This window comes from Paenarthrobacter sp. YJN-5 (assembly GCF_015040095.1).
GTDB classification, from domain to species: Bacteria; Actinomycetota; Actinomycetes; order Actinomycetales; family Micrococcaceae; genus Arthrobacter; species Arthrobacter ureafaciens.
Map to the genome: position 1 here is coordinate 3,456,524 of NZ_CP053544.1, position 14,091 is coordinate 3,470,614.

Annotated in this window: 13 protein-coding genes; 6 read left to right on the plus strand and 7 right to left on the minus strand. The window is 63.7% G+C overall.

Going from position 1 to position 14,091, the window contains the following annotated elements:
* Positions 1 to 104: 104 nt before the first annotated feature.
* Positions 105 to 1,436, minus strand: coding sequence for a cytosine permease (locus tag HMI59_RS16025; RefSeq protein ID WP_227471415.1), 1,332 nt, complete (start codon positions 1,434 to 1,436; stop codon positions 105 to 107).
* Between the two features lie 189 nt (positions 1,437 to 1,625).
* A complete protein-coding gene (locus HMI59_RS16030; RefSeq protein WP_193591860.1) occupies positions 1,626 to 3,098 on the minus strand; it encodes a PucR family transcriptional regulator in 1,473 nt (490 codons plus the stop codon).
* 91 nt (positions 3,099 to 3,189) lie between these two features.
* On the opposite strand from HMI59_RS16030, the gene pxpA reads away from it, so the two are divergent.
* The 5 genes from pxpA to HMI59_RS16055 are packed head-to-tail and all read left to right on the plus strand — an operon-like array spanning position 3,190 to position 7,475.
* Complete coding sequence (pxpA, locus tag HMI59_RS16035; protein ID WP_193591861.1) at positions 3,190 to 3,954, plus strand: 5-oxoprolinase subunit PxpA; 765 nt, start codon at positions 3,190 to 3,192, stop codon at positions 3,952 to 3,954.
* 47 nt (positions 3,955 to 4,001) lie between these two features.
* Positions 4,002 to 4,241, plus strand: coding sequence for an acetyl-CoA carboxylase (locus HMI59_RS16040; RefSeq protein WP_021472723.1), 240 nt, complete (start codon positions 4,002 to 4,004; stop codon positions 4,239 to 4,241).
* 9 nt (positions 4,242 to 4,250) lie between these two features.
* A complete protein-coding gene (locus tag HMI59_RS16045) occupies positions 4,251 to 5,603 on the plus strand; it encodes an acetyl/propionyl/methylcrotonyl-CoA carboxylase subunit alpha (protein WP_193591862.1) in 1,353 nt (450 codons plus the stop codon).
* Positions 5,600 to 6,505 (plus strand): allophanate hydrolase subunit 1, encoded by a 906-nt coding sequence (locus tag HMI59_RS16050; RefSeq protein ID WP_193591863.1) that lies wholly within the window; start codon positions 5,600 to 5,602, stop codon positions 6,503 to 6,505. Before HMI59_RS16045 ends, HMI59_RS16050 begins: the two co-directional genes overlap by 4 nt.
* Positions 6,495 to 7,475, plus strand: a complete 981-nt coding sequence (locus HMI59_RS16055; protein ID WP_193591864.1) for a biotin-dependent carboxyltransferase family protein — start codon at positions 6,495 to 6,497, stop codon at positions 7,473 to 7,475. The genes HMI59_RS16050 and HMI59_RS16055 overlap by 11 nt, the downstream gene beginning before the upstream one ends.
* Before the next feature lie 34 nt (positions 7,476 to 7,509).
* On the opposite strand, the gene HMI59_RS16060 is transcribed toward HMI59_RS16055, so the two are convergent.
* The gene (locus tag HMI59_RS16060) at positions 7,510 to 8,748 is read right to left on the minus strand and encodes an IS110 family transposase (RefSeq protein ID WP_166185223.1); all 1,239 of its coding nucleotides are present in this window, start codon (positions 8,746 to 8,748) and stop codon (positions 7,510 to 7,512) included.
* Between the two features lie 373 nt (positions 8,749 to 9,121).
* A complete protein-coding gene (locus HMI59_RS16065) occupies positions 9,122 to 11,527 on the minus strand; it encodes a Tex family protein (protein ID WP_193591865.1) in 2,406 nt (801 codons plus the stop codon).
* A gap of 76 nt (positions 11,528 to 11,603) precedes the next feature.
* On the opposite strand from HMI59_RS16065, the gene HMI59_RS16070 reads away from it, so the two are divergent.
* Positions 11,604 to 11,900: a hypothetical protein gene (locus HMI59_RS16070; RefSeq protein WP_021472728.1), complete on the plus strand. Its 297-nt coding sequence runs from the start codon at positions 11,604 to 11,606 to the stop codon at positions 11,898 to 11,900.
* Between the two features lie 76 nt (positions 11,901 to 11,976).
* Here the strand turns inward: HMI59_RS16070 and HMI59_RS16075 are convergent, their stop codons facing one another.
* The 3 genes from HMI59_RS16075 to HMI59_RS16085 form a co-directional block, all read right to left on the minus strand.
* Entirely contained in the window at positions 11,977 to 12,408 is a 432-nt protein-coding gene (locus HMI59_RS16075) for a CBS domain-containing protein (protein ID WP_021472729.1), read from the minus strand.
* A gap of 167 nt (positions 12,409 to 12,575) precedes the next feature.
* A complete protein-coding gene (locus HMI59_RS16080; protein ID WP_193591866.1) occupies positions 12,576 to 13,517 on the minus strand; it encodes a nucleotidyl transferase AbiEii/AbiGii toxin family protein in 942 nt (313 codons plus the stop codon).
* Positions 13,514 to 14,083: a type IV toxin-antitoxin system AbiEi family antitoxin domain-containing protein gene (locus tag HMI59_RS16085; RefSeq protein ID WP_227471416.1), complete on the minus strand. Its 570-nt coding sequence runs from the start codon at positions 14,081 to 14,083 to the stop codon at positions 13,514 to 13,516. Before HMI59_RS16085 ends, HMI59_RS16080 begins: the two co-directional genes overlap by 4 nt.
* Positions 14,084 to 14,091 lie beyond the last annotated feature (8 nt).

Below are 14,091 nucleotides of genomic sequence, written 5' to 3' on the forward strand. Positions count from 1 at the left end.
TAGCGCACGACGGCGGCAGCATAACGCACGACGGCGGCAGCCGGGTTCTGTTTCTACGGAACCCGGCTGCCGCCGTCGTTTGTTTGTCGCAGTTTGTTTGCTGCCTAGACGAGTTGCTCCTCATCCAGCTGGACGTCTTCCGAGATATCCATGGCGGGCGGCTTCCTCAGGCGGTAGGCCACCACATAGCTGCCTGCCGCAAGGGCCACTGTGATGAGCGGCGCCAGCTGCGCCAACACGGGTGCCGCTGTTTGTTCGGTCAGGAAGATGCCGACTCCGGACGCAAGGATCCAGGCCACGGTTCCCGGGCTGAAGGCGGACAACCGTTCCCGGCGGATCTCCGGGACTTCGTTGATCTTGTGCCGGTTCAGGGCGATGTAGACCAAGGCGATAGCCACCCACGCGGTGACGAACACACCCTGCCATGCCAATGCCTTGAGCAGGTAGGACAGGACGTTGGTGAGCATCAACAGGTAGGCAATGGCGCCGGCAACAATCACCCACACCCACCGGGGAAGGGCCAGGCGGAACACGCGGGTGGCAAAGGCATCCAGGTTGGACGAGGCCAGATAGTAGTTGGCCGTGTTGATGCGGGTTTGCGAAATGAAGATGACGAGGACCCCGAAGATACCCAGTGATGAGATGAAGGCGTCCACCACCCCGGTCTCCGTTCCTTCCAGCCCCCACGCGCTCATGATGTAGATGCCCACCAGACCGTTGATGCCGAACGTGAAGGCGTAAAAGACCCAGCCAAAAGTGATCCGGCCGTGGAACTTCTCGTCCTGCTTGCGGGCCATGCGCGCGTAGTCGAACGTGTACATCATCATGATCCACACACCCATGTAGGTCAGGTAGGACGTCAGCCAGCCCGGAACGGGACCGTCGGCGATGCCCTCGGGGAAACCGACCGGAACACCGCGGATGGCAGTGGCCGCGACCACCACCGCCACCAGCCCGGCGAAGTACAGCGGCAGCAACCAGCCGTTGAGCCGGTCAAGCCAGTTCTGCACCCCACCTGCCACCAGCGGAAGGGCGTAGATCACCACGATGGCGTACCACATGGTGATTTCACCGCCGAAGAACTTCTGGAATGCCACCGCGATGATGGATCCCTCAAACACTGCGTAGTAGATGGCCGTGGCGGCGAAGATCAGGGAAGCCAGCGCTGAGCCGACGATTCCAAACAGCGTCCGGGAGAGGAGCTCCACTGTGAGCCCCGTCCTGGCCGCATACCTGGAAAGGACCAGGTTGATGATGCCGTAGGTGGCAATGGTGAGAACCATGCCGATGATGGTGTTGACGGTACCGACCGCGTTTGCGGAGGCAACGGCCACATAGATCCAAAACATGGCCGAGAAAAGAGCCCACCAGGCCATGGTCAGGGACCAGCGCGGAGCACGGCGTGCTTCCGGCATGACGTAATTTGCGTAGGACAAAGCAACCCCTAGGGTTCGGTCGAACGGAGAGGGCCTGGATTCCTGCCGCCGTGAGCGATGTCCCGAGAGGTTCACGTATCGTGGCGGGCAATTATGGCCCGCATCTGAGGCTAGTGATGGCCACCACAGGCGGGCATCGGGATTTTCGCCCAATTTTGGGGTCTCCCGTTATGCAGCCTGCACATTTACTCACGCGTTGGCGGCGACGATACTCAGCGCGAGCAGGCACGTCGCCCTGACTTCCCCGTCGGACAGGTCCAGCCCCAGCAGGTCCTCGATCTTACGGAGCCGGTAGCTCAGGGTGTTCCGATGGATGAACAGTTCCTCGCAGATCTCCCGGGAACTCCCGCTGTGCCGCAAGTAGCAGGCGAGGGTCTCACGCAGGGCGCTGCCGCCGTCGGCCGCCAAGGGCGCCAGCAGGCGTTCGGACATCGAGACCAGTCCCGCGCTCGGCAGCCCTTGGACGATCCCGGCAAGGTCTGCGAGCGGGGCGGTCCGGACACCGGGCTTACCAAGGTGCCGTCGGGCGAGGCTGAGGGCCAGCGGAAGTTCGTTCAGCGTCGAGTTTTCCATGACCAGCACGGATAGCTCAGGCGCGTCCTTGAAGAAGTCCTTGACCATGTCGAACAGCGGTGGCGTGGCTCGCTTCTGCTGCACCAACAGGGTGGTGAGGCCCTTCTCCTCCATGAAACGAACAATGCCGAAATTGCTTTCGAGCCCAACCCTCGCCCGCCACGCGATGGCCCGCAATTTCAGGCGCGGAATGTCCTTGGAGGCCCCGATGAGCACGGAACCCCAGGAATCGTCGGGATCAAACCCGGTTTCCGTAGCGAGCTTCTTCAGCTGCCCGGGCCGCACCCCGCCGTCGTACAGCGCTTCCATGAAGCGGGCGGCCTCCCTCGAGTGGAGAGGCGACCGCGAACCCAGGGTGTAGCTCAGCTGCATCGCGATCACGGCCGCCACGGGACCCAGGATCGGCTGCAAAACCACGGTGCTCTTGATGCCCTCGATCATCAACCGGAACCGTTGCGACTCTCCGCTGGGGATACGCAGGGTTGTGCGCGCAGTACCTCCCGCTGCGTCCCCGGCCCCGATAAGTTCGAACCCGACGTCGTCCACCACCGTCACCCGCGCGTGGACGAAAGCGGCAACACGCTCCAGGACCGTTGCCAGCGAGCGGCCCTCGGCGGCGAGCCGGGTACATTCATCCGCCAACTCCCACCCGGACCGCAGTTCCTCATACCGTTCGGTGGCAATGACGTGTTCCACGTGCCGCATGACCAGCACGAACGGCACCTCGGGTGGCAGCTCCAGCAGAGGCAGTCCGTGAACTTCGCAGGCCTCCACCAAGCCGGCAGGAAGCTCGCTGTGCGCTGCCCCCAGCCCGAAGACAAGCCCGGAAACCGGCACCTCCATCAGCCGCTCCACGTAGGCGTCCCAGATCCGGTAGTCCTTCACGTTGAGGCCCATGCCGTTGGTCAGCACCAGGGCGTTGACGCTCAGGAACGGTGTGGGGTCCATGTGCTCGGTGGGTGCGCACCAGACGATGGGCCTGGCAAGGCGGCCCGGACTCCCGGGAACACGAAGGGAGATCTTGAGGTCGGGGTCGTCCACCAAGTCCGAAACACGCATTTGGGCCTCCGTCAGTTGCAGGCGGATCATCGCCCGATAGTGCAGACATCATAATCCGTTGTGCGAGATTCAGCAGCCTGCACAATTACTATGCGAGGTTCACTTGGATAGCGTTGCCCCCATGCAAGCGAATGTGACCTCAAGCACTTCTGCGCCCAGCCCTGCGAAGACCGTGCTCCTGAACTCGGACATGGGCGAAGGCGTGGGCCTCCACGAGTTTGGCAATGACGAACAGCTAATGAGCATCATCGATGTTGCCAACGTGGCCTGCGGCTACCACGCCGGCGATCCGGACGTCATGAACCGGACCGTGGAACTTGCCGCTGAACACGGTGTTGCCGTGGGCGCCCACCCCGGGCTCCCTGACCCCGTGGGCTTCGGCCGTCGCCGCATGGTGCTGCGTCCGGAGGAAGTCGAATCCATCATCCTCTACCAGACAGGCGCACTGACGGCCTTCCTGGCGAAGCACGGCCTGCCCCTGAACCACATCAAACCGCACGGCGCGCTGTACGGCATGCTGGCCGGCGACGAGGAACTCATGGCCGCGGCCGCCGGCACTGCCAAGCTGTTCGGCGTCCCGTTCTTCGGACTCGCCGGGACCGCCCACGAGTCCGTCTGCAAGGCCATGGGCGTGGACTTCGTCCCCGAGTTGTACGTAGACCTCAACTACGGACCCGCCGGTGAGCTCTTGATCCAGCGCCGCCCCGAGCCGACCGACCCGGACGCCGCTGCCCACCGCGTGCAAAAAGCGCTCGACGGCGGTCCTGTCCTTGCCGTCGACGGCACCGAACTGGACATCACCTTTGGCAGCATCTGCGTCCACTCCGATGCACCCAACTCCGTTGCCGTTGCCTCTGCCGTGCGCGCAGTGCTCAACGCCCGCTGAAACTTTCCCCTTTTCCAACCCCACTTTTCTGAAAGCGAGAACACCCCATGGGAACCATCGTCTCCCCGCTCCCCGGCATCTTCTACCGAAAGCCCGGCCCAGGAAAACCGCCGTTCGCCAACGAGGGCGACACGATTGAGGTGGGACAGACACTGGGCATCGTGGAAATCATGAAGCAATTCACCGAAATCCAGTCCGACGTGGCAGGCATCCTCGAATCGTTCGAAGTGGCCGAAGGCGACATGGTCAACCCCGGCGACCCCATCGTCGTCGTACGCGAAGGATAGGCACCCATCATGAAGAAACTGCTGATCGCCAATCGCGGCGAGATCGCCGTACGCATCATCCGCACGGCACGGGACATGGGCCTCGGCGCGGTGGTTGTTGTCAGCGAGCCTGATTCAACCTCCCTCGCCGCACGGACCGCCGACGAATCCGTGGTGGTGGGCCCCGCCCCCGCCCCCGCCAGCTACCTCAACCAGGACGCGATCATTGCCGCAGCCCTGGACACCGGCTGCGACGCAATACACCCCGGCTATGGCTTCCTCTCGGAGAACACTTCCTTCGCCCGCAAAGTAGCGAACGCCGGGCTCATCTGGGTGGGCCCCGACGCCGACGCCATCGAAATGATGGGCAACAAGTCACTGGCCCGCGAATCAGCACATAAAGCCGGAGTCCCCGTGCTCCGGGGTACCGACGGTCCGCTGGACCCGGACGCGGACGCCGTCGAAATTGCCTCCGGCATCGGTTACCCCTTGGTGGTCAAAGCATCCGCAGGCGGCGGTGGCCGTGGCATCAGGTTCGTCAGCGCTGAAGACGAACTGCTGGAAACCATCGAGATGGCCCGCGGCGAGGCAGCCTCCGTGTTCGGTGACCCCACGGTGTACCTGGAACGCTTCGTGGAGCACGCCCGCCACGTGGAAGTCCAAATCCTGGGCGACGGCACCAACTTCATCCACTTGGGCGACCGGGATTGCTCCATGCAACGCCGATCGCAGAAGGTCATCGAAGAGGCTCCCGCACCCGACCTCCCCGACTCCGTGCGCCGGACCATCCGCGAGTCCTCCGTGGAGCTTGCCCGGCAGTGCGGCTACCAAGGCGCCGGCACAGTGGAGTTCCTGTACGACCCCCTGAACCATGAAGCTGCGTTCATCGAGATGAACACCCGTATCCAGGTGGAACACCCCATCACGGAGCAGATCACCGGGGTGGACCTGGTCCGCGAGCAACTGCTGATCGCAGGAACAGGTTCCATGTCCCTGAGCCAGGAGGACATCACGTTCACCGGGCACGCCATCGAGTGCCGGATCAACGCCGAGGACCCGGGCAACAACTTCTTCCCCAGCCCCGGGCGCCTGGACTCCCTTGAATGGCCCACCGGCGAAGGAATCCGCGTGGACACGGGTGTGGACACCGGATCCGTGGTGAGTCCGTTCTACGACTCCATGCTGGCCAAGTTGATTGTGCACGCGGCCGATCGGGACTCCGCCATCGCCGCCACCCTCGCTGCTTTGGACCACGTCCACGTCGAAGGCGTCAAAACCACGGTCCCCGTGCACAAGATGCTGCTGGCCCGCCCCGAATTCGCGGCGGTCACCCACCACTCCAAGTTCATCGAGTCCGCTGCCGATCTGTTGGAGGCGAAATGACAAGCCCAAGCCCGGTCCTGAAGGAAGCACGGTACACATGGGGCGGCGACGAGTTCCTGTTCGTTGAGGTCGACGAATCCATGAGCCTGGCGGCCAACTTCAAAGTGATGTCCATCGCCAGGAAACTGTCGGACGCTGCGCTGCCCGGCGTCGTCGACATCTGCCCGGCCAATGCGTCACTGCTGGTGAGGTTCAATCCCGACGTCCTGCCGCCGTCGAGCCTTGAATCAACGGTCCGGAACATCGAGCTGGAACTGTTGAACCACAACGAACAGGTGCTGGAGACCCGGATCATCGAGGTGCCCGTCTGGTACGACGACCCCTTCACAGCGGAAGTAGCGCAGCGCTTCCGGGAAGGATTCCATCAGGAACCGGACGGTACCGATCTGGATTACGCCGCGAAGGTCAACGGTTTGCAGGACGCCGCAGAGTTCATCCGGCGCCACCACGAACAGCCGTGGCTCGTCTCCATGGTGGGTTTCGTGGCCGGGCTGCCGTTCCTGTTCCAACTGGTGGAGCGGGACAAGCAACTGCAGGTTCCCAAGTACCTCAGCCCGCGCACTGACACGCCGAAACTCACTGTCGGGCACGGCGGTTGCTTCGCAGCCATCTACTCCGTGCGCGGCGCCGGCGGCTACCAGATGTTCGGGGTTGCAGCGGCTCCGATTTACGATCCCGCGCAGTCTCTGGCCGACTTCAAGGACTTCATGGTCTTCTTCAGGCCCGGCGACATCGTCAAGTTCAAGCCAGTCACCGAAGACGAGTACAACGCAATCCAGGCGCAGGTCGACGACGGAACATACCGCTACCGCCAAGTCCCCGTCACCTTCGACGCGTCCAAGGCTTTGGCTGATCCGCAGGCTTACAACCAGGAACTCATGGAGGCCCTCAATGGCATTTGATATCAAGAATCCTGGCCTCGCCACCACCGTCCAGGATCAAGGACGCGTGGGCTACTACAACGTGGGTATCCCGCAAAGCGGCTCCATGGACCAGTACTCGGCGGAACTTGGCAATGCCTTGGTAGGAAACAGTGCCGGAGACGCCGTCCTCGAATGCACCTATCTGGGACCTGTTCTGGTGACAGACACCGATGCGACCATCGCCGTTACCGGCGCTCCCGTTGAGGTCAAGATCAACGGACAACCCCAGCCGCAGTGGACGCAACTCCAGCTCAAGGCCGGCGACGAACTCAGCTTCGGCGTCATCCAAGGTGGCACGCGCTACTACATCGCCGTCCGCGGCGGAATCGACGTGCCCGTAGTCCTCGGGAGCCGGTCCACCTATGTCCTTGGCGGCATTGGCGGGCTCAACGGCAGGAAGCTCGAAGCCGGGGACCTGGTGCCGGTGGGTGAGCCAACGGGTGACCTTCCAGCAGTCCGGGTCATGCCTGAGCACTTCCTGCCTTCCTACGACAAAGAGCAAACCGTGCGGATTGTCCTGGGCCTGTACGACCACAGGCTCACGGACACCGGAAAGGAGAACCTCCTGAACGGCGAATGGAAAGTCACCCCCGTGGCCGACCGGATGGGCCTCCGCTACTCCGGGCCGGGGGTCGAATGGAAAGAACGCGATCAACCGTTCGGCGCCGGATCAGACCCCTCCAACATCGTCGATGCCGGCTATGCGGTGGGTTCCATCCAGATTCCCGGCGGCACTCAGCCCATCATCCTGCACCGGGATGCTGTTTCCGGCGGCGGCTACGCGATGGTCGCCACCGTCATCAGCGCGGACATGGACCTTGTGGCCCGTGCGGCCCCCGGCACGGTCACGACGTTTGTTGCCGTCAGCCAGGACGAAGCAATCGTGGCACGCAAGGAGCGTTCGGAACTGAAGAGCAAAGCCTGGGAGGCCTTGGCGGCAAAGGCGTAGTCCGGCACCCAACTAATACGAAAGTAGTGGTGGGTTAGGCGGCGGTGACCGGGGTGATGGTGACGTCGTAGCCGAGGTTGTTGAGTTGTTTTATGGCGCGGTTCTTGGCTTTGGTCGGGTTGATGCGGGTGTAGTGGTCGGCGCCGGGGTCGTTGTAGATTTCTCCGGTGCTGAGCATGTGCCAGGCTGCGGTGAGGATCGAATGTTCGACGGCGACGAGGGCTTTGTTGCGTCCGGCGCGGGTTGTGATGCGCCGGTATTTCGCGGCGAGGTAGGTGTTTTTGGATCGTGTGGCGGACATGGCCGCGGTGCCGAGCGCTGCTTTGAGGTATTTGTTCCCGGGCATGATGTGGCTGGATTTGATGTGTCCGGCGGATTCGTTGGCGCTGGGACAGACCCCTGCCCAGGACGCGAGCCGGCCCGGGGTTTGGAAGACTGCCATGTCCGCCCCGGTTTCGGCGATGATCACTTCGGCGACGCGGTGGGAGACTCCGGGGATGGTGGCCAGGGCTTCCCTGGCGTCACGAAAGGGTTCCATCGCCTCCTCGATCCGTGTCGTGAGGGTATCGATGGTTCGGGTGTGGGCGTCGATCTGGTCCAGGTGCAGCCTGGCCATGAAGGCATGGTGTGGTTTGAACCGGCCGGTCAGGGCGTCGACGAGGGCCGGGATTTTCGAACGCAGCATTCCGCGGGCCATTCCGGCCAGGACTTCGGGGTTCCGTTCACCGTTGATGAGGGCTTCGAGCATGTCCCGGGAGGAGACTCCGGTCAGGTCCGAAACGACGGAGGAAAGTTTGATTCCGGAGCTTTCAAGGAACTTCTCCAACCTGAGGATCTCCCGGGCCCGGTCGCGGGTCGCGATGGCGCGCGCCCGGGTCAGGTCCCGTAGCTCGCGGATGGGTTCGGGCGGCACGAACGAGGCCCGCAGGAGCCCGTGCGCGGCCAGTTGGGCCAGCCAGGCGGCGTCGGAGACATCGGTTTTGCGTCCAGGGATGTTCCGGGCAGCTTTGGCGTTGACGAGCATCACGGGCAGGGTTTCTTCGAGCAGGTAGAAGAACGGTTTCCAGTAGTCGCTGGTCGCTTCCATCACCACCACGGTGACATGTTCGCGTTCGAGGAACTCCCGCAGTTCCAAGATCTGATGCGTGGTCGCGCCCCAGGTCGTGACCTTTGAGGTGTAGGTCCCGGCCCTGGCGCCTGGGATCCGCACGCAGACCTTCGCGTCGCGTTTGGAGATATCCATCCCCGCGGCCCGTTCATTAACGATGTCCATCTTCTTCCCTCCAACACTGTTTGACGGTGATGACAGTGTCTGTCTCGGGGAGGACTGGGAATATTCAGGAATCTAATACTCGTGCTCAAGGGCAACAATCCACGGTTCCCGTGGAGGTCCTCCACACCACGCTGGGTCACGGACTCGCGGCACCAAGTTGGGTCGGCGTTCACCGAGACGGACAGCCCAATGATCTACCCGGAAGGCCAGAGTCCGCCAGAGCCCTGGCGAGCCACCCCGTACACTTTCCCGGCCCCACGGCGCGCCAGCGGCGCTCACACGCTGGGTCGCAGTTAAGCGCGTTTAGAGCGGTCAAAACGCGCAGTACTGCGACCCAGTTGGGTGTCTTTTTTGTGCTCGGTTACTTGCTCGGTTACTTGCCCAGGCCGGCGCGTCGGAGGGCTTCCGCCATGGCTGTGTCTGCGGGCGCGGCGCTGCCCTGCCGAGGGTTGGCGTTGCGGGGATTGCCCTGCCGCTGACCGCCTTCCTGCCGGCGATCCCGCGGCCCTTGTCCCTGGCCCCCGGCACCGCCGGCACCGCCGCGCTGGCCTCCGGCGCGACCGCGGCCGCCCGAAGCGCCCGGCTCATCATCCAGCCGAAGCGTGAGCGAGATCCGCTTCCGCTCGGGATCGGCTTCGAGCACCTTGACCCTGACAACCTGCCCGGACTTCACGATCTCGCGGGGATCGGACACGAACTTGTTGGACAGCGCAGAGACGTGAACCAGCCCGTCCTGGTGCACTCCAACATCCACGAACGCACCGAATGCCGCGACGTTGGTGACGGTGCCTTCAAGGATCATGCCGGGCTTGAGGTCCGAGATCTTCTCGATGCCCTCGGAGAAGGAAGCCGCCTTGAACGCGGGCCTCGGGTCACGACCCGGCTTTTCCAGTTCGGACATGATGTCCTTCACCGTGGGCAAACCGAATGTGCCGTCAACAAATGCCTGCGGATCCAATGCAGTGGCAGAACCTCCGGCCGCAGCGGCAAGGATTTTGCGGGCAACCGAGTAAGCCTCCGGGTGCACGCTGGAGGCGTCCAGCGGTTCCGCTCCCCCGGTGATCCGAAGGAAGCCGGCGCACTGTTCAAAGGCCTTGGCTCCCAGCCGGGGCACCTTCTTCAGATCGCTGCGCTTGGCGAACGGGCCGTTCTGGTTCCGGTAGGCCACAATGTTTTCGCTGAGCAGCGGACCAACACCGGCCACCCGGCTCAGGAGCGCGGGCGAGGCCGTGTTCACGTCCACACCCACGGCATTCACGCAGTCCTCCACCACGGCATCCAGGGAGCGGTCCAGCTTGGAGGCAGTAACGTCGTGCTGGTACTGGCCCACGCCGATCGACTTGGGCTCGATCTTTACCAGCTCCGCCAACGGGTCCTGGAGGCGACGGGCGATGGACACGGCACCGCGGAGCGAGACGTCCATTCCCGGCAGCTCGGACGCCGCCAACGCCGAGGCCGAGTACACGGAAGCGCCGGCTTCGGACACCACCAGTTTCTGGACGCCTTTCACACCGGCTGCGTCGAGGGACTTGATGAGCTCCGTGGCGAGCTTGTCCGTCTCCCGGGAAGCCGTGCCGTTGCCGATGGCCACCAGCTCGATGTTGTGCTGCTTGGCGAGCCGTCCCAGGGTGGCCAGGGCCTCGTCCCATTTCTTGGCGGGGGCGTGGGGGTAGATAGTGTCCGTTGCCACTACCTTGCCGGTACCGTCAACAACGGCCACTTTCACGCCAGTTCGGAGTCCCGGGTCCAGGCCCAGCGTGGCCCGGTTGCCGGCAGGCGCCGCGAGCAGGACGTCGCGCAGGTTGGCTGCGAAGACGCGGACGGCCTCGTCCTCGGCGTCGGCGAACATACGACCGCGAAGGTCCGTCGTGAGCCGGTCAAGGATGCGTCCTCGCCACGCCAGCTGCGCCGTTTGGGTGAGCCAGAGATCAGCGGGCCGGCCCTGGTTGGCGACCCCGAGGGACTTGGCCACAGCGTTCTCGTACCGTGTACGGGCGGCGGCCAGGGCGTCGTCGTCGGCGGGGTCCGCTTCGGCGAGATCCAACTCCAGGACGCCGTCCTTCTCACCGCGCAACAGCGCGAGCACACGGTGCGAGGGCATGCCCGACGGCACCTGCGTGAACTCGAAGTAGTCTTTGAACTTCTGGCCCTCGGCTTCCTTGCCCTTTTTCACACGGGAAACCATGCGGCCCTGGGTCCACAACCGTTCGCGGAGGTCCTCGGCAAGGTCCGGATCCTGTGCCACCCGCTCCACAAGGATGGCGCGCGCCCCGGCGAGCGCAGCAGCGGCATCTTCGATGGAGTGCCCGGCGTTGAGGTACTTGGCGGCCTCGGCCTCGGGACTGAGTTGCGGGTTGGCCAGCAGGGCGTCGGCGAGCGGTTCGAGTCCGGCTTCGCGGGCGATCTGCGCCTTGGTGCGCCGCTTGGATTTGAAGGGGAGGTAGATGTCCTCCAGCCGCGCCTTGGTATCGGCCCCGACGACGGCGGCTTCAAGTTCGGGGGTCAACTTTCCTTGCGCTGCGATCGCTTCGAGCACTGCCTTCCGGCGATCCTCCAGTTCGCGCAGGTAGCGGAGGCGTTCTTCGAGGTCGCGCAACTGGGTGTCATCCAGCGTCCCGGTGGCTTCCTTGCGGTAGCGGGCGATGAAGGGGACGGTTGATCCGGCGTCGAGCAGTTCCACCGCGGCCTTGACCTGCCAGGCCTGGACGCCCAATTCCTTGGCGATGAGCTGGTGGATGGCAGAGTCGGCTGACTGGTGTTGGAGAAGTTGAGTCACCATGACAGTTTGCCTCACCCGGCCGACAGTTTCAGGTCCGGCCCTATCCCGGCGGCCGCGTTAGTGCTGTAGTTGGACCATGCAGGAACTGCTGATTATCCTCCAGGACGGCTTCGAATCCGATGACGTGACGGTCACCGTCAACGGCAAGGAAGCTGCGTCGGAGCGGGAGGTGTCCACCAAAATGCTGCTGGGCATGGCCGATGAAATGACGGTGGAACTTCCCGCGAAGGGCGCCACCGTGGGGGTGGAAGTCAGGAGTCGGAATCTCAGCGCAAGCAGGAAGCTGGCAGGTAAGCCCAAGAGCCTGATCGTCTCGATCGAGGAGGGCGAACTGGTGCTGCGCGAAGGAACGGGCCGCGAGGCGTTCCTCTAGGGAGCGCTTCGCGGCGGCTGGATTGGTAACGCGGAGAGTGCACCCTCGCGGGCGCCCTCCCGGGGCGTGCGGGCGGCTAGTGGGCCATGTGCTCCTTGGCGGAAATGTGCTCCACCAGTTCACCGACGCGCTGCTCGCTGTAGTTGCGGGCGATGTCCCCTTGGCTGATGATGCCTACCATGGCGCGGTTGCTGATGACAGGTAGCCGGCGCACCTGGTGTTCTTCCATCATGCGGATGGCTTCGTCAACGTTGGCATCAGCGTCGATCCAGTACGGCTTGCCTTGGGCGAGTTCGCTGGCGAGGACCTGACGGGGATCCTTTCCTTCGGCGATGCACTTGACCACAATGTCGCGGTCGGTGATGACGCCGGTCAGTTTGCCGTCGTTGCCGCAGATGGGAAGCGAACCGCAGTCCATGTCCCGCATCATGCGGGCGGCCACTTCAAGAGTCTGGTCCTCGACGACGCACTTGGCATCTGTGGTCATGAATTCACGTACGACACTCATGGGTCCTCCTTCATCGAATGGGTTCTCGACGCGGGAGCTACGGGGTCCTCGGGGGTATTGCAGATGGGGTCCTCGGCACCGACGCCGATGATGCCAGACTACGCCGGGCGGCTACTACTGGCTAGGCGCGGAGATGGATTTCCGGCTCCTTCCACCTTGTCCTTCGGCTATCCGATCTCACCGCCGGATGCACCATTATTCCAGCTGCCCTCTATAGCCGCGATGGCCTGCTCGAGCCACTGTCGCGCAGACTCCATCCCCTGCAGCACGGAGGAGGTGCCGTTGATTTCAGTCTCCTCGCGGGCTTCCCCATAGGCGATGTTCCATCCGGTCATAGTGCGCAGCGGGATGGGCGGCCACTTCTGCGCGCGTCGGAACGCGAACGTGCGGACACAGTGTCTGCGCACTGTTGACAGGTCAGGATTTGCAGACCACAGCAGTTGGAGGTCCACCAGATCGTGCGCCCTGGCGTAGTCGGGGTCGGTCAGCGAGTGGATCTTCTGGGCGATCTGATGCTCAGGATCAATTACTTGGACCGGCCGGAGCTCCCCGAATCCGAAGCGCGAACTCAGCTCAATTAGTTCACCGTCGACGTCCAGCCGGGCATGGGCATGCGGCTCGATCTCCGGGTCGGAGACCTCCACGTCAATAGCGGCCCACTCTCTGCCGAGAAAAGACAACGTCACTCTGTACGGGTGCATGACGTACTGCGGTCTGCTCAAGCCCGGGTCGTGTAGCTCCTGTGGCTTAAGTGCGGCGGTAAAGGCCACGCGGTTTGGGGCACCGGGGTCTTTGCGCAGAGCTCCTTTGGAGGGGGGAACCTCACCCCACCCCTGCGCCAACTGCTCACGGAAAGACTCTTCGAAGTCCACGCCGCGTTGCCCACTGGACACGTCCAGATCGGAGGTCGCCCGCGTGCCCGTCTCCCCCATCCTGAGTTTGATTCCCATGCCACCTTTGACGGCGACAGCCTCAGGCAACATCTGGCTCACGATGAGAGTGCAGAGCATCCTGCGGACACGCGCCGCGGTGACCCCAAGGTCCAGGGCAGCCTCCTCCAGCCGGGCTTCCAACTGCGCGTGAGTCAACGGCGGCGCTGCAGCACTCATGCGGGAAGCCCGGCTGGGGTGCCCAACGAGGTAGCCTCCCGAACGTCGATTAACTCGAGTCGGCGCGCTTGAGCAACCAAGATCTCCCAGCGCTCCGGCGGCATCCTGTCACGTACATCTTCCAAGGCCCGACGAACGGTGGTTGCAGGGATGCCGAAGTACTGGGTCAGGTCCTCGTCAGAAACATCGGCACGTGCCTCGAGCTCGACCCACTGCGGGAGGCTGCGGCGCACACGACGCCGGGTCCCTACTCTGATCCGGCGGGGGTTGAATTGGCCTACTCCCAGCAAGTCGAGCACGGCTTCCCGGTGAAGGAAGGCGTCGGCACCAGCCAGTGCCGCTGCTGTCGCTGGCTCAGTTCGTTCGGTCACCGGAACATCCCTATGAACGTAGACGCCGTTGCCGTAGCCCCGCAGAGCGCCCCGGTGCGCGAGTTTGCGTACCTCCACTGCGGGAACGCCGGCATCTTCGGCTTCGGGGACAGTCACGACGCCATGCCGCTCGGCCGCGATCTCCCACAGGTCCCGCCGGTAGCTCACCATGTCCCCTTCCGCCGAATGAGACATTAGCGTAC

Excerpts from the sequence above, each read along its gene's own strand:
- HMI59_RS16080 (WP_193591866.1), bottom strand. The coding sequence starts at position 13,517 with ATGAGTGCTGCAGCGCCGCCGTTGACTCACGCGCAGTTGGAAGCCCGG.
- HMI59_RS16085 (WP_227471416.1), bottom strand. The coding sequence starts at position 14,083 with ATGTCTCATTCGGCGGAAGGGGACATGGTGAGCTACCGGCGGGACCTG.
- HMI59_RS16060 (WP_166185223.1), bottom strand. The coding sequence starts at position 8,748 with ATGGACATCGTTAATGAACGGGCCGCGGGGATGGATATCTCCAAACGC.
- HMI59_RS16050 (WP_193591863.1), top strand. The coding sequence starts at position 5,600 with ATGACAAGCCCAAGCCCGGTCCTGAAGGAAGCACGGTACACATGGGGC.
- HMI59_RS16065 (WP_193591865.1), bottom strand. The coding sequence starts at position 11,527 with ATGGTGACTCAACTTCTCCAACACCAGTCAGCCGACTCTGCCATCCAC.
- HMI59_RS16075 (WP_021472729.1), bottom strand. The coding sequence starts at position 12,408 with ATGAGTGTCGTACGTGAATTCATGACCACAGATGCCAAGTGCGTCGTC.
- HMI59_RS16030 (WP_193591860.1), bottom strand. The coding sequence starts at position 3,098 with ATGATCCGCCTGCAACTGACGGAGGCCCAAATGCGTGTTTCGGACTTG.
- HMI59_RS16040 (WP_021472723.1), top strand. The coding sequence starts at position 4,002 with ATGGGAACCATCGTCTCCCCGCTCCCCGGCATCTTCTACCGAAAGCCC.
- HMI59_RS16070 (WP_021472728.1), top strand. The coding sequence starts at position 11,604 with ATGCAGGAACTGCTGATTATCCTCCAGGACGGCTTCGAATCCGATGAC.
- HMI59_RS16055 (WP_193591864.1), top strand. The coding sequence starts at position 6,495 with ATGGCATTTGATATCAAGAATCCTGGCCTCGCCACCACCGTCCAGGAT.
- pxpA (WP_193591861.1), top strand. The coding sequence starts at position 3,190 with ATGCAAGCGAATGTGACCTCAAGCACTTCTGCGCCCAGCCCTGCGAAG.
- HMI59_RS16045 (WP_193591862.1), top strand. The coding sequence starts at position 4,251 with ATGAAGAAACTGCTGATCGCCAATCGCGGCGAGATCGCCGTACGCATC.